Origin of the sequence: Phaeobacter sp. SYSU ZJ3003 (assembly GCF_041300735.1) — a bacterium.
GTDB lineage: Bacteria > Pseudomonadota > Alphaproteobacteria > Rhodobacterales > Rhodobacteraceae > Phycobacter > Phycobacter gallaeciensis_A.
Genome location: NZ_PXNU01000020.1, coordinates 20,982 through 35,349, shown reverse-complemented (window position 1 = coordinate 35,349; position 14,368 = coordinate 20,982). Strand labels below are relative to the sequence as shown.

Sequence of the window (14,368 nt, the reverse complement as noted above, 5' to 3'; positions counted from 1 at the left end):
CAGTGACCCAACTCACCGAACAAACAGGCTGGAAAGAGCTGAAGGCCGGTCCCTTCATGGATGGGATCGGCCCCATCCTGAAGACCAGGGCGCTGGATGGCAGCAATATCTATGGGCTGCGCACCGATGCCTCCCATTGCAACGCCATCGGTTCGGTGCATGGCGGCGTGGTCACCGGGGTGCTGGATCAAGCCATCGCCATCGAGGCCTGGAATGCGGCCAATCGGCAACCGACTGTCACCCTCCAAATGGATACGCGCTTTGTCACCGCTGCGCGCGCCGGTGACCTGCTGGAAGCCAGCGCAACCCTGCGCCACGCGACGCGCTCCATGCTGTTCGTGGACGCGGATCTGTACGCAGGGGATCGCCTGATCGCCACGGCAACAGCCGTCATGAAAATAATCGCAAAGAAGGACACACCATGAGCACGCAACAGGAAGAGCAGCAGCGACGCGGACCGCTGGCAGGTATCAAAGTGCTGGATTTCTCGCGCATCCTGTCCGGCCCCTATGCCAGCATGGTGTTGGCCGATCTTGGTGCAGAAGTGGTCAAGGTCGAACCGGTCGGCAGCGGCGATGAAACTCGCAACTTCCCGCCCTTCAAAGGTCCGCTGAGCCATTATTTCATTGCCCTCAACCGCAGCAAGAAAAGCATCACGCTGGACCTGAAATCGCCAGAGGGGGCAAAGATCGCCCGTAACCTTGCGCGCAAATGCGACGTTGTACTCGAAAACTTCCGCCCCGGCGTGATGGATCGGCTGGGTCTTGGCTATGAGACGTTGAAGGCGGATAATCCCGGGCTGGTCTATTGCTCCATCACCGGTTTCGGGCGCAACAGCCCCCATGGCGACAAACCCGCCTTTGATATCGTGGCGCAGGCGCTGTCCGGGGTAATGGATGTGAACCGCGAACCGGGGCAGCCCCCCAACAAGCTGGGCATTCCGCTCGGCGATATGGCGGGCAGTATCTTTTCGCTGTTCGGTCTGCTCGCTGCACTGGTGGAACGCAACACGACAGGACAGGGCCGCCACGTGGAAATCGCCATGCTGGACAGCCTGATTGCCATGCAGGGTTATCTCTCCCAGATCTATTTTGTCAGTGGCAACAGCCCGCAGCCGGTTGGCACCCGTCACCCCTCAATCGTGCCTTACGGCGCCTTCCCGACCAGGGACGGCCATGTGATCGTCGCCTGCTTGACGGAACGGTTCTGGCACAATTTCGCGCGCTGCCTTGGGCGTGAAGACCTGATCACCGACCCGCGCTTCGCAGAGTATGAAAAACGGCTGGAGAACCGCGACGCGCTGGAGCCGGAAATCTGCGAAATCATGGAAAAAGACACCACGGAATACTGGCTGGATCGGCTGACCGAATTCGACGTACCTAATGCGCCGATCCTCAGCATCGCGGAGTCTCTGGAACAGGAGCATGTCGCAGCACGCGGGCTGATTGAAACCGTGACGCACCCGGACGTGGGGGACATGCAACTGGTGCGCGGACCGATCCGGTTCGACGGCGAGAGCCCTGCCCCCGCGCGCGCGCCTGCACTCCTCGGCGAACACACGCGTTCGGTGCTGTCGGACTGGCTGGGATATGATGAGGAAGAGGCCCGTGCCCTAGAAACACGCGCCGCGGCACCCGGCGCAGGCTAGGCCTCAGGTCTTTGCGCCGTCTGGGCAATCAGACTGCGGATGTCCGCATCCGTGACCGGTTTGGCCAATGAGGCCAGGCCGGGACTGCCGCGCAGGCTTTCCGGGATCCGGCCAATTCGGCGTGTCGACATCAGGATCAGTTGGCAGTCCGGGTGCAGCCCGGCGCCCAGCTGCAGAAGATCCCAGCCTGATGCGCCATTGTCGAGATTGAGATCACTCAGCAGCAGGTCAAGCTGTGGCAACTCCCGGATCTGCGCTGCGCCTTCGGCAAAACTGCTGGCCCGGTGCAGGGTATAGCCGATCCGCTCTAGCGCCTTGCCGGCCGAGTCGAGATAGGCCGGGTCATCATCGACCACCAGTGCCGTACCGGGCGCCTGCAGCGCAACCTCCTGTGGGGCCTCCTCAGCCTTCAGCGGCGGAAAATTCAACGTCACGGTGGTGCCCCGCTCCGGCGGCTCGATGCGGGAGGTGATGTCGAGACGCCCGCCGGATTGGTGCACGAAGCCATCGACCATCGACAGGCCCAGCCCGGTGCCGCTGCCGTCGCTGCGATTGGTGAAAAACGGCTCGGTTGCGCGATGTAGCACCTCGGGTGTCATACCACAGCCATCGTCACGGATGCTGAGCTGGGCGCCGCCATCCTGCCCCGTCCCCACCGAGACGCAAATGCGGCCAGCTCCCTCAATCGCCTGACCTGCGTTGACGCAGAGGTTCAGAATGGCGCTTTCCATCTGGCCCGGATCGACCAGCGCATTGACAGGCTCTGCCGGCAGATCAAAGTCCAGCGAAATGTTTTCCGGCAGAGCAATTTCCAGAAGGTCGGCCATACCTTCGACCAGCATCGACAGATCGGTCACCTGCGGTTCCAGATGCTGCTTGCGGGCAAAGGCCAGCAAACGTTCGGTCAGGGACACGCCAAGATCCACCGCCGAGCCGATGCGGGTCCGCAGGTACCGGGCCTGTTCGTCATCCGCCCGTTTCAGAAGGTGCAGGTTGCCAGAAATACTAGACAGGATATTGCCGAAATCATGGGCGACCTCACCGGCGACCTTGCCCAGGGTTTCCACACGGCGGATTTCCTCCAGCCGTTCATCAATGCGTTTGCGTTCGGTGGTTTCCGACAGCAACCAGACCGCCCCCCCATCGGGCAGCGGCGAATGGCGCAGCTCCAGAACATGGCCAGAGGCATCGGTGTATTCCTCAAATCCACCGCGCTCCCCTGCGCTCACTTGCCGGGTAAAGGCAGAGCGGTCGATCAGCGCCTGCATATTCGCTGGTTCTTCCGCCTCCTCCGGCGGCAGGCGTAACAGGCTGCGCAGCTTGTCGTTCTCGGCCTCGATCCGGCCATCGGCAGCACTGATGGCGACACCGTCTTTGATATTGCGGAACACACGCGAGAACAGCGCGTTCTGACGGCGGATCTGACCAGTGCGCCGGTCCAGCTTGCGCGCGTTTTCGCGAAATACCTGAAAGGCGGCAAAGAGCTGACCGATCTCATCCTCGGACACCCGGGCCCGGGGCAAATCGCTGCGGTGATCCCCGGCGGCCAGTTTGCGCATTGCATCAGCCACACGGCGCAGGTTGCGGGCCACATAGCGCGACACGTAAAGCGACGAGGTGATTGCCACCAGAAGGCTCATCAGGGTCAGCGCCAGAAAGGAATTCTTGGCAACGCCAAGGTTGTCGGAGGTCTCTGCGCGCGCCTGCGACAGGCGGGCCTCGGCCTGTGCGACCTTTTCTTCGGCATAGGTCGAAATGCGGCCCGCCTCCTGCCGGATACGGAACAGGGCGTTTTCCGCATCAAGCTGCGCGGCAAGCTCGCGGTGCTTCAGCACGAACAGGCTGTCACTGCGGCTGAGGGCTGTTTCGATCTCGTCAAAGGTTTCCCGGTGGACAGCCGTCAGGCCCGGCACGATCTGATCACGAACGCGCTTGTAGCGGCGGGTGAATTCACCAAGTTCGATCAGGGCATCCGCCCGCCCGGCGCCGATGGCGCTGGCCGTCAGTTGTTGCAGACCGGCCCAGACCTCGCGCTCTGCCAGCGGCAGCGTGGTATCGCCGGACAGCCGCCGCACCCGCCCATTAAGACGCAGCATGTCCCGGTCGATCGCGGTGAGTTCCGCCTTGCGTGCGGTCTGCGGCACCAGCGCGGTGGTCAGATCATCAATCGCCAGCCTCAGCCGGGCCAGCGGCAGATCCAACGCCGGATCGCGGGCGGCATGGTCTTCGATACTGCGCAGGTTCGACAGAACGCTCTGCGCCTCCTGCTCCAGCTGGAAGGGAGGAAACAGCGCATAAAGAAACGGCGCAGAGGTTGCCAGATCCGCCGCCCGGCGGGACAGGTCCAGCGCATCAGACACTTCGGTCAGCGTGTCCTGATGCAGAACATTCATCCACATCTCGGTCCGGTTCAGCACCCGCATGCCGATCAGGCTGACCAGCAGGATCAGCCCGAACAGAACGGCAATGGCAGCGGAGAGGCGAAATCGGACGCTGAGACGGGAAAGCGCGAGCATGCGACGTCAGCCCGGCGACAGGTGAAAGATATAGCCCTGCGCGCGGCGGGTCTGCAGATGCACCGGTTTTGACGGCACCGCCTCGATCTTGCGCCGCAGACGCAGGATCAGCACGTCGATGGTCCTGTCCACGTAGCGCTGCATGTCCGAGCCGAGCTCCTCCAGCAGTTCCGGACGCGGGATCACCCGGTCGGGGTTGCGGGCGAAATAATCAAGCAGCCGGTACTCGGCATTGGTCAGCGGGATCTCCTCGCCTTCCGCGTCCAGCAGACGACGGGATTGCACATCCAGCCGCAGGGTGCCAAAGGCGATTTGCTGTCCCGGCGCGGCGCTGGGTTTGGCAGGACCATGTCCATAACGGCGCAACACGGCGCGGATACGGGCCACCAACTCGCGCGGGTTGAAGGGTTTGATCATGTAATCATCCGCGCCGGTCTCCAGCCCGATGATCTTGTCGATCTCATCCCCGACACCAGTCAGCATCACGATGGGGATCTCGTAACGCTCGCGGATATGGATCGCCAGCGTCAGCCCGGATTCGCCGCGCAGCCGCAGATCTATCAGGGCCAGATCCACTGGCGGCGGGTCGCCCAGCGCGTGAAAGGCGGGAATATCGGCGCAGCAGACCGCATCGAACCCGCTTTCGCGCATCAGCGCCGACAGCGTTTCGCGCACATCCGGATCATCGTCAACAATGGCGATGAGCGGCTCTGTCCTGCCGTCCTGCATCACATCCTCCCTCACCGCACCTCCTGCGGTCTTCGCGGGCGGCATACTGCCAAGCCCCGCCAGGATACGCCAGCCGATCAGCAGAGCTGTGATGCAGTTTGAAACATTGTTAACATGAAAGCTGGCTTCTCGCTGTTTGATTAACAATACGCGCCTAGCATGCGCCGGATGCGCGTCTTTATCTTCGCCCCACCAGCGCCGCGATGGCGGGAGTGGCTCCCGGCACCGGCGTTCCAAGGGAGGACAACATGGTAAAATTCTGGACCGGCGCCGCCACGGCACTGGGCGCTCTGACGCTGAGCGCAATCACCGCAACCGCAGCCGAAGACTGCGCCGAGCGCGGCGCGCTCGACACGCTGTACTGCGATGCCAACGGCGATCTGGTGGCTGATACCCCCACCGATCCGGCCAAACTGAGCAACCCCGACACCCTGGTCTTTGCCTATACGCCGGTCGAAGACCCCGCAGTTTATGCTGACATCTGGGAACCCTTTATCGCACATCTGGAAGAGACCACCGGCAAGGACGTGCAGTTCTTTGCAGTGCAGTCGAACTCGGCCGAGGTCGAAGCGATGCGTTCGGGCCGTCTGCACGTTGCGGGCTTCTCGACCGGACCGACACCCTTTGCGGTGAACCTGGCCGGCGCCGTGCCTTTCGCCATCATGGGCGCTGCGGATGGTCAGTTCGGTTACAAGCTGCAGGTCTTTACCCAGGCCGACAGCGACATCAAGGAAGTGAAGGATCTGGCAGGCCGCCGCGTGGCGCATACCTCGCCGACCTCGAACTCCGGCAACCAGGCACCGCGCGCGCTGTTCCCGGGTCTGGGCGTCGAGCCCGACAAGGACTATGAAGTGGTCTATTCCGGCTCGCACGATCAATCGATGCTGGGCGTGGTCGCAGGCGATTATGACGCCGCACCGGTGGCCTCCGAAGTGGTGGACCGCATGGCCGAGCGTGGTCTCTATGACACCGCCGACGTGCGCAAGATCTGGGAAAGCGATCCCTTCCCGACGACCTCGTTCAACGTGGCGCACAACCTCGACCCCGAACTGACCGCGAAGATCAAGGAAGCCTTCTTCACCTTCGATTTCGAAGGCACCAAACTGGGTGACGAATTCGAAGGCGTCAGCAAATTCATCCCGATCACCTACAAGGATCAATGGGCGGTGATCCGTCAGATCCAGGCCTCCAACGGTGTGGAATACACGCCGCAGGGCCTCGCCGGGAACTAAACCCACCAGACCCGAAGATCCGGCCGACCACAGGCGTCGGCCGGACACTCCTGCGGCCCCCCGCGGCTTGCCCCCTACGGGCAACGCGGCAGGGGCATGGCCGCGCTATGTCCGAGAGGCCGTCATGCTAGAAATCACCAAACTCACCAAACGCTACGGATCGGGCGATCCGGTGCTGAAGGAGCTGGACCTGACCGTAGAGGGCGATCAGCTGACCTCGGTCATCGGATCCTCCGGCGCGGGCAAAAGCACTCTGCTGCGCTGTATCAACCGTCTGGTCGAGCCGACTTCGGGGTCGATCAATCTGAACGGCACCGAGTTCACCACCCTTGGCCGCCGCGATCTGCGCGCGGCGCGGCGCCGTATCGGCATGGTGTTTCAGGGTTTCAACCTGATCGATCGCCTGACGGTAATGGAAAACGTCCAGTCCGGGCGCCTTGGCTATATCTCGACCTGGGCGGCGCTGACCCGGCGCTATCCGCGCGAAGACATCCGCCACGCCTATGAGCTGATGGAGCGGGTGGGCATCGCCCATTACGCGGACAAACGCGCGGATGAGCTGTCCGGCGGTGAAAGGCAGCGTGTCGGCGTGGTACGCGCCCTGATGCAGCGCCCTGAAATCCTCCTAGCGGACGAACCCACCGCCTCGCTGGACCCCAAGACATCGGAACAGATCATGTCGCTGCTGCGGGATCTTGCGAATGAGCTGAACTTGCCGGTGATCATCAACATCCACAATGTGACCGAGGCCAAGGAATACAGCGACCGCATCGTCGGCATGCGCTATGGCCGGATTATCTTTGACGACCTGCCCGATCAGCTGGGCAAGGACGAGATGGACGAAATCTATGCAGGCGTTCCGGCAGAGGACCGCGCCGAGGTCGGGGCGGCGGCATGAGCACGGTCAAGGACACCTGGAAAAAGCCACCCTTCATCGCCAACCCGGTGATGCGCTACGGGCTGTATGCGGCTGTGGCGATCTATTTCGTCGTGACCCTGGCCACCCTGCCCATCGATTGGGACCGTGTGGCGGACGGGATGAGCCGCGCCCAGCGCATCTTCAGCGGGGCATTTCCGCCCAGCTTTGACCGCGCCGGTCTGCTGTTCGATGGTTTCATGGAAAGCCTGAAGATCGCCATTCTGGCCACCGTCGGCGGCATCGCGGTTTCGGTGCCGCTGGCCTTCATGGCGGCGGGCAATATCGCGGTGAAACCCGTCTATCTGCTGGGCCGCGGCATCATCATCGTCGCGCGCAGCTTTCACCCGGTGATCGTTGCAATCATCTTCGTAAAGGCAGTGGGCTTTGGTCCCTTTGCCGGGGCTCTGACGCTGGTGGTCTATTCCATCGGTTTTGTGGCGAAACTGCTGGCCGAACGGATCGAGGAAATCGACTTTGGCCAGGTCGAGGCCATGCGCTCTGCCGGGGCCGGGTTCATCGCAACGCTGGCCTATGCGGTGATGCCGCAGATCATGCCGCGACTGGTGGGTCTTGGCATCTACCAGCTGGACAGCAACCTGCGTGCCTCTGCCGTGGTCGGTATCGTCGGCGCGGGTGGCATCGGCGCCACGCTGGCCAATGCATTCGGGCGCTATGACTACGACTTTGCCCTCGCCATCACCATGGTCATCGTCGGGGTGATCCTGATCTCCGAGGCGGTGAGCGGATTTATCAGGAAGCGGATCGCATAATGACCAATCAGTCTTTGAACCAAACGCTCGACCATTGGTCCCGCTTTACCCTGCGCCAGCGCCTGATGCGTTATGGCGGGCTGGCCCTGACCCTGCTGATCGTTGGCTGGGCACTCAGCAGCATCGACGTGATCTGGGCCTGGGTCTGGGACGCGCCGTCGCAGATGGCGGATCTGTTCGGGCGGATGATGCCGCCGGACCCGAGCAACCTGCCCTCAATCCTTGAAGCAATCTGGCAGACAGTGAATATCGCCACCCTGGCGACGATGATCGCCGTCGTGGTCTCGCTGCCCGTTGCCTATATCGCCGCGCAGAACACCACGCCGAACAAGTTCGCCCTGTGGGTCGGGCGGTTCATCCTCGTCTCCTCGCGGTCGGTGAACACCATCATCTGGGCGCTCCTGTTCGTGGCCATCTTCGGCCCCGGCATCGTGGCGGGGATCGTGGCGATCATGTTCCGCTCCATCGGGTTCCTCGGCAAACTGCTGGGCGAAGCGATCGAGGAGATCGACCGCAAACCGGTGGAGGCGCTGGAGGCCTGCGGAGCCTCGCGGTTCAAGATCGTGCTTTACGCCATCGTGCCGCAGGTGATGCCCGCCTTTTTCGCCGTAGCGATCCTACGCTGGGACATCAACCTGCGCGAATCCACCGTGCTGGGCCTTGTTGGCGCGGGCGGCATCGGGATGATCCTGCAAGGCGCGATCGACACCTTCAACTGGCCCGAGGTCGCCATGGTCCTGCTGACCATCCTCGCGCTGGTGGTGGTGGGAGAGGTGGTCTCCTCCTTCCTTCGCAAAAAGGTCCTGTAACTCGGATCCTGTGACTTGTGGCGGCCCGCGCGACGTGGGCCGCCATTCTTCAAGCTCTCCCCCCCGTTCCATCGACAAGCCGGGACCGGAGCGCCACGGTTTTTCACATTTGCAAGCCCTTGTCTTGCGCCGCAGATAGCTTGGCCTTAGGCGTAAGAGGGTCCCCTGCCTGAGTTTAAAACCCTGCCATGCAACTTTACCTGCCCATCGCCGAAGTGTCGGTCAACGGTCCCCTGCTGTTGTCCATTGGGCTGGTTGTCGGCATTCTCTCAGGGATATTCGGGGTGGGCGGCGGCTTTCTGATCACACCGCTTCTGTTCTTTATCGGGATTCCGCCAGCCGTGGCGGTTGCGACATCCGCAAATCAGATCGTTGCCTCCTCCTTTTCCGCCCTTCTTGCCCATATCCGCCGCCGAACGGTGGATTTTCACATGGGGCTTGCCTTGATGGCCGGGGGTCTGGCGGGGTCAACCCTTGGTATCTACATCTTCGATGCCCTGCGGCAGCTGGGGCAGGTCGATCTGCTGGTCAACCTGTTCTACGTGTTCTTCCTGGGGCTTGTTGGGTCCCTGATGTTCATCGAAAGCCTGAACGCCATCCGCAAGGCACGGGCACAATCGGGAACACCAAAGCGCAAAGGTACCAGGCGTGACTGGGTGCATGCCATGCCGCTGCGGGTGCGGTTCCGCACCTCCGGACTTTATATCTCGGTCTTTCCGCCGCTGATCGTCGGCTTTGTCGTCGGGGTGCTGTCGGCAATCATGGGGGTGGGCGGCGGTTTTGTCGTGGTTCCGGCGATGATCTATATCCTGGGCATGCCGACGAAGGTCGTGGTCGGCACCTCCCTGTTCCAGATCATATTCGTCTCTGCCTACACGGTGATGATGCACGCCTATACCAACCACACGGTCGATACCGTTCTGGCGGTGCTGCTGATCGTCGGCGGAGTGATCGGCGCCCAGATCGGCACCCGTATCGGGTTGCTCCTGAAGGCCGAACAGCTGCGCATCCTGCTGGCGTTACTGGTGCTGACCGTCTGCCTGAAACTGGGGCTTGATCTGGCCTTGCAACCGACCGAGCTGTTCTCGCTGACCCACGTAATCGGGTGAGGCTGGCCTCAGCCGCCTGAACGCCTCGCTCTCTCGCAACCAGAGCCTTCGGCGCCCTCGTTCTTCCGCATCGCTTCAGCGAAGAAAAATTGACCATACCTGCTGTTTGGCCGTCCCCTGAGCGCAAATTTTGCCACGGCTGGGGACTGACGTAAGATCGTCTATTGAAACTTCCTAAAGGAACTATCGAATATACCCACAAGGGGTTGATGGCCTTCCGGGTCGGATATGGATAGCAATGATTGAACCTCAGTTTCTCGACGATGATCTACGGTTGCAGTTTATTGCAGACCTGCGCATCGACTTCCGGAATCCCACTCCGGAAATCCAGGGCCTGTGCGATCTGGCCGCGCAACTGGCTGGCACTGACATTGCTCTTGTCTCGATCGTAGGGGAACGCGAGCAGGTTTTTCTTGCGAGCACCGGCATGGGAGAGATGCGGAGCACCGCGCGTCAGGTTTCCTTCTGCGGGCATGCGATTTGCGACAAGACCACTCTGCTTGTGCCCGACACCCACAGGGATGAACGCTTCACCGATAATCCGCTTGTATTGGGCCCGCCGTATATCCGGTCCTATGCCGGGGCCCTTCTTGAGCCTGAACCGGGGCGGCCGATCGGCACCGTCTGCGTTATGGGGCGGGAACCTAGCAGCTTTTCGCCGGAGGTTCTGGCCGGTCTGGAAAAGATCAGCGCTGCAGTGAGTGCGCTGCTGCTTGCACATCGCGACAAACAGAGGCTTGCAGAGGCCGCCTCCCAGAGCGCCCGGATCGCGTTTTGGTCGGACATCATGGAGGAGAGCCTCGAGGAGATCTACGTGCTCGATCCCGGCACGTGGAAATTCGTCCTGGCCAACAAGGCTGCAAGGGATAACATCGGCTATTCGATGAACCGGCTGACCGAGTTGACGCCGCTGGACCTTGATCCGAGACTGGATCCGGAACGTTTTGGCATGACGGTGCGAAACCTGATGCAAGGCCAAAACACCTACCGCAGGATCAGCACAGATATGCTGCGGGCGGACGGGTCGACCTATCCGGCAGAGATCACACTGCAACGGGTGTTTAACACCAGCCCGATGATCGTCTGCTACGTGCAGGATACGACCGAACGCTCTGCCGCCGAAACCGCAGCCCGAGACGCACATGCCAGATTGCAGGCCGCCATCGAGGCGCTGACCGATGGTTTTGTTTATTTCGATGCTGATGAACGGCTGGTGCTGGCAAACAGCCGCTATGTCAACATGTTCTCGGCTGAAACAGCCCCCCTGGTCAAACCGGGTCAATTGTTCGAAGTGATACTGCGCAAGGCGGCCTATGAGGGCTATTACGCCGGTACGGAAGGCGGACGCGAGGAAGAGTTCCTAGCGAAACGCCTTGCGGCCTTCCGCAACCCGTCAGGCTCCAGTCTGGTAACTCTGGAGGACGGGCGCGTTTTCCGGGTCTTCGAACAGCGCACCCCCGATGGCGGCTGTGTCGGACTACGGGTGGATGTCACTGAACTCCATCAGGCACGGGCGCAGGCAGAGGCGGCGAATGCGGCCAAGTCGGCGTTTTTAGCCAATATGAGCCATGAAATTCGCACGCCGATGAATGGCATCCTCGGGCTGGTGCAGGTCCTGACGCAGACCGAACTCGATCCGGCCCAGCGCGAAATGGTCGAGGCAGTTCAGGGCTCTGCCGAGGGGCTGCTGAGCATTCTGAACGATATTCTGGATCTGGCCCGTATCGAGGCGGGCAAGGAAACCTTTGACACGGCCCCGTTCAGCCCGGCGCAGGTGTTGCGAGATGTGGCGCGCATTCATCAGTCTGTCGCCCAGCAAAAGGGGTTGAACCTGCGGCTGGAGCTGGCTCCTGAGCTGGAAGGCACCTGGGTCGGCGATGCGCGCCGGATCGGGCAGGTGATCCATAATCTTTGCGGCAACGCACTGAAATTCACGGATCAGGGCCACGTCACCCTGACAGGCAAGGTGTCCACGGAAGGCAATCTGCACCTTTGCGTTTGCGACACCGGGATTGGCATGACGCCAGAACAACTGCGCCGGGTGCGCAACAAGTTCGAACAGGCCGACAACTCGATCACCCGAACATTTGGCGGCACCGGTCTGGGGCTGGCAATCGTCACCGAGCTGACCGAGATGATGGGCGGCGATTTTCAGATAGAGTCGCAGCAGGGACGCGGGACCGAAGCGCGTGTCATCCTGCCGCTGCAACGCGGTACTGCCCCCACTGAGGCAAAAGAGACGCCAACGGCTGTCATCGCGACCACCTCCCACCCTGCCGCTCCGATGCGCATCCTCGTTGCCGAGGACAACGCCACCAACCGTCTGATCCTGAAAAAGATGCTGTCCAAATTGGACCATGACCCGATCATGTGTTCGGACGGGCAAGAGGCACTCGATACCTGGCAGGCGCAGGAGGTCGATTGTCTGCTGTTCGATATATCAATGCCGCGGCTCAGCGGTCTTGAGGCGCTTGCCAAGATCCACCGACACGTCGCGGACACGGGCGGAGAGATGCCGCCTTCCGTCGCCTTCACGGCCAACGCGATGCCGCATCAGATCGAAGAGCTCAAGGCCGCCGGTTTCGATGATGTTCTGACCAAGCCGATCCGGTTTCAGGACCTGTCAGACTGTTTGACCAACCTCGCAGCCCGGGCCGCAAGCCCCAGCAAGGTCTAGCGATATTGATGGGACCATCTGGTTCTGTCTTTGATGCCAAACCGGCCCCTTAATAGCATGAGAGCCAGCAGAACGCTGGCCCCCTTCACTTTTCAAAAAATGCGCCAAATCAGGGCCTTAATCCATCATCAGCCCCGGCAGCCATGTACCCACTGCAGGCTGCCAAACAAGCAGCGCAAGGATCGCGAGCTTGATCACCAGAAACGGCGTCACGGCTGCATAGATCTGCTTCATGCCGATCCCGTCAGGGGCGACCCCGCGCATCACGAACAGCAACAGGCCGAATGGCGGCGTCAGCAGGCCGATCTCCATCGTCAGCAGGTAGACAACCCCAAGCACCAGATCATTGATCCCCAGTTGCGCCGCCAGTGGCACGAAGACCGGCACCGTCACCATCAGCATCGAGACCTGATCGATAAAACAGCCAAGCAGCAACAGGATCACGATCATGCCGATCAGCACGCCAACCGGGGTCGGATCCACCGCGTTGATCGCCTTGATCAATCCGTTGGTGGCGCCGCTGAAGGACAGGATCTGCGAAAAGGTCTGACTGGCGGCCATGATGAACAGGATCATCACCGACAGCTTTACCGTCTCGATCAGGGCCTTGCCGATCTTCTCGAACGTCAACGCCCGGTAGGCGGCCCCTGCGCCCAGCGCTGCAAGGCACCCCAAGGCAGCGGATTCGGTCGGGGTCGCAATCCCAAGAAGCAAGCTGCCGATCACCACCGCGAACAAGGCGCTGAGCGGTGCCACGTAGATCAGGAAAGGCCGCCACCGTTCGGATAGGGACATCGTCGGCAGGTCATCCGGCGGCGCGACCCGCGGGTCCATCAGGCTGCGAAGGATGATATAAGCCACGAAAGAGCCCGCCAGCAGCAAGGCCGGGATAACGCCTGCGACGAGGAGACCAGAAATGGAGATACCCGCAAGGCTGCCCACCAGAACCGCAAGGGCCGAGGGTGGGATCAGCATGGCGATGGCGCCCGATGCCATGATCGGCCCCATGGCCATGGTCGGGTGATAACCGCGTTTCAGCATGCCGGGCATCATGGTCGAGCCGAGCATGGCCGTATTGGCGATCGTCGATCCGGACAGCGCCGCAAAGATCGTACCACCAAACACCGTCACCACCGACAGGCGCCCGGGCACCCGGGTCACCACCCGCTCGATCGCGTCGATGGCGCGATGGGCGATGCCGGTCTGGAATAGGAGCTCCCCCATCAGGATGAACAGGGGAATCGGCGCCATCTGAAAATTCGCAACCGATTGCGTGGCATTGCGCGCCAGCTGCAAAAGGCCCCGATCTCCGCCGAGGATTTCAAAGGCTCCGATCATGGTCACGGTGATAAAGGCAAAGGCCACCGGCAACCCCAGAAGGAGCAGTGCGGCCAGACCGCCCAGCATCCAAGAAAGCGTAACAATCCAATCCATCAGCAGGTCTTTCAGAGGCCAGTCAGCGGCGCATCATCCTGCACCGGGCGCGCAATCTTGCGCAGGAATTCAAGGGTACAGAGCAGCATCGACGCGGGCAGCGGGATGAAGGTCCACCATTCGGGGAAGGTGAAGGCCGTGCGCACCATGGAGCCGCGGCCCTGCGATTGCATAAGCGCCTCGAACGCGTACCAGCCCATCACCGCGCAGGTCGCCGCGCCGATCAGGCAGGTCATCACCAATGCGCCGCGCCGCGCGGCAGGCGGCAGGGCGCGAGTGATCAGATCGACCTGCACATGGGCATTGATGTGCAGCACCCAGGGCGCCGCCAGAAAGGTTGCCACCATCAAGGCGTATTCAATCGCATCAAGCGCGCCGTAGATCACCGGCAGGCCAAGATTGCGCAGAACAACGTTGAGCGGGATCACCAGCGTGATTGCCGCGATCAGGCCCGCGCTCAGCACGGCCAAGGCGCGCAGCAACGCCGAAAAGGGTTTGTCTAACAGTGTCATTGCGGCTCCGGTT

12 protein-coding genes are annotated in these 14,368 nt (G+C 61.7%); 8 read left to right on the top strand and 4 right to left on the bottom strand.

Annotated elements, in window-relative coordinates; translation table 11 throughout:
• Positions 1-2: 2 nt before the first annotated feature.
• Together C6W91_RS09005 and C6W91_RS09000 are read left to right on the top strand one after the other, a co-directional pair.
• Positions 3-425, top strand: a complete 423-nt coding sequence (locus C6W91_RS09005; RefSeq protein ID WP_082996042.1) for a PaaI family thioesterase — start codon at positions 3-5, stop codon at positions 423-425.
• A complete protein-coding gene (locus C6W91_RS09000) occupies positions 422-1,648 on the top strand; it encodes a CaiB/BaiF CoA-transferase family protein (protein WP_065271710.1) in 1,227 nt (408 codons plus the stop codon). Before C6W91_RS09005 ends, C6W91_RS09000 begins: the two co-directional genes overlap by 4 nt.
• Here C6W91_RS09000 and C6W91_RS08995 read toward each other — a convergent pair.
• Together C6W91_RS08995 and C6W91_RS08990 are read right to left on the bottom strand one after the other, a co-directional pair.
• Positions 1,645-4,164: an ATP-binding protein gene (locus C6W91_RS08995; RefSeq protein WP_065271711.1), complete on the bottom strand. Its 2,520-nt coding sequence runs from the start codon at positions 4,162-4,164 to the stop codon at positions 1,645-1,647. The genes C6W91_RS09000 and C6W91_RS08995 overlap by 4 nt on opposite strands.
• Before the next feature lie 6 nt (positions 4,165-4,170).
• Positions 4,171-4,893: a response regulator gene (locus tag C6W91_RS08990; protein ID WP_065273612.1), complete on the bottom strand. Its 723-nt coding sequence runs from the start codon at positions 4,891-4,893 to the stop codon at positions 4,171-4,173.
• Positions 4,894-5,141: 248 nt separating this feature from the next.
• On the opposite strand from C6W91_RS08990, the gene phnD reads away from it, so the two are divergent.
• The 6 genes from phnD (at position 5,142) to C6W91_RS08960 (ending at position 12,409) form a co-directional block, all read left to right on the top strand.
• The gene (gene phnD, locus C6W91_RS08985; protein ID WP_274840020.1) at positions 5,142-6,125 is read left to right on the top strand and encodes a phosphate/phosphite/phosphonate ABC transporter substrate-binding protein; all 984 of its coding nucleotides are present in this window, start codon (positions 5,142-5,144) and stop codon (positions 6,123-6,125) included.
• A gap of 124 nt (positions 6,126-6,249) precedes the next feature.
• Positions 6,250-7,023 (top strand): phosphonate ABC transporter ATP-binding protein, encoded by a 774-nt coding sequence (gene phnC / locus C6W91_RS08980; RefSeq protein ID WP_065271712.1) that lies wholly within the window; start codon positions 6,250-6,252, stop codon positions 7,021-7,023.
• Entirely contained in the window at positions 7,020-7,814 is a 795-nt protein-coding gene (gene phnE / locus C6W91_RS08975; RefSeq protein WP_065271713.1) for a phosphonate ABC transporter, permease protein PhnE, read from the top strand. Before phnC ends, phnE (C6W91_RS08975) begins: the two co-directional genes overlap by 4 nt.
• Positions 7,814-8,623 (top strand): phosphonate ABC transporter, permease protein PhnE, encoded by an 810-nt coding sequence (gene phnE, locus C6W91_RS08970; RefSeq protein ID WP_065271714.1) that lies wholly within the window; start codon positions 7,814-7,816, stop codon positions 8,621-8,623. Before phnE (C6W91_RS08975) ends, phnE (C6W91_RS08970) begins: the two co-directional genes overlap by 1 nt.
• A 188-nt stretch (positions 8,624-8,811) precedes the next feature.
• A complete protein-coding gene (locus C6W91_RS08965) occupies positions 8,812-9,732 on the top strand; it encodes a sulfite exporter TauE/SafE family protein (RefSeq protein ID WP_065271715.1) in 921 nt (306 codons plus the stop codon).
• A gap of 238 nt (positions 9,733-9,970) precedes the next feature.
• The gene (locus C6W91_RS08960; RefSeq protein WP_065271716.1) at positions 9,971-12,409 is read left to right on the top strand and encodes an ATP-binding protein; all 2,439 of its coding nucleotides are present in this window, start codon (positions 9,971-9,973) and stop codon (positions 12,407-12,409) included.
• 117 nt (positions 12,410-12,526) lie between these two features.
• Here C6W91_RS08960 and C6W91_RS08955 read toward each other — a convergent pair whose 3' ends face one another.
• Together C6W91_RS08955 and C6W91_RS08950 are read right to left on the bottom strand one after the other, a co-directional pair.
• Positions 12,527-13,843 carry a TRAP transporter large permease gene (locus tag C6W91_RS08955; RefSeq protein WP_065271717.1) on the bottom strand — a complete coding sequence of 439 codons (1,317 nt, stop codon included), beginning with the start codon at positions 13,841-13,843 and terminating at the stop codon, positions 12,527-12,529.
• Positions 13,844-13,854: 11 nt separating this feature from the next.
• Positions 13,855-14,355, bottom strand: a complete 501-nt coding sequence (locus C6W91_RS08950) for a TRAP transporter small permease (protein ID WP_065271718.1) — start codon at positions 14,353-14,355, stop codon at positions 13,855-13,857.
• Positions 14,356-14,368 lie beyond the last annotated feature (13 nt).

Coding starts and splice junctions, on each gene's coding strand:
- C6W91_RS08960 (WP_065271716.1), top strand. CDS start 9,971: ATGATTGAACCTCAGTTTCTCGACGATGATCTACGGTTGCAGTTTATT.
- phnE (WP_065271713.1), top strand. CDS start 7,020: ATGAGCACGGTCAAGGACACCTGGAAAAAGCCACCCTTCATCGCCAAC.
- C6W91_RS08990 (WP_065273612.1), bottom strand. CDS start 4,893: ATGCAGGACGGCAGGACAGAGCCGCTCATCGCCATTGTTGACGATGAT.
- C6W91_RS08950 (WP_065271718.1), bottom strand. CDS start 14,355: ATGACACTGTTAGACAAACCCTTTTCGGCGTTGCTGCGCGCCTTGGCC.
- C6W91_RS08955 (WP_065271717.1), bottom strand. CDS start 13,843: ATGGATTGGATTGTTACGCTTTCTTGGATGCTGGGCGGTCTGGCCGCA.
- C6W91_RS08965 (WP_065271715.1), top strand. CDS start 8,812: ATGCAACTTTACCTGCCCATCGCCGAAGTGTCGGTCAACGGTCCCCTG.
- phnD (WP_274840020.1), top strand. CDS start 5,142: ATGGTAAAATTCTGGACCGGCGCCGCCACGGCACTGGGCGCTCTGACG.
- C6W91_RS09000 (WP_065271710.1), top strand. CDS start 422: ATGAGCACGCAACAGGAAGAGCAGCAGCGACGCGGACCGCTGGCAGGT.
- C6W91_RS08995 (WP_065271711.1), bottom strand. CDS start 4,164: ATGCTCGCGCTTTCCCGTCTCAGCGTCCGATTTCGCCTCTCCGCTGCC.
- phnC (WP_065271712.1), top strand. CDS start 6,250: ATGCTAGAAATCACCAAACTCACCAAACGCTACGGATCGGGCGATCCG.
- phnE (WP_065271714.1), top strand. CDS start 7,814: ATGACCAATCAGTCTTTGAACCAAACGCTCGACCATTGGTCCCGCTTT.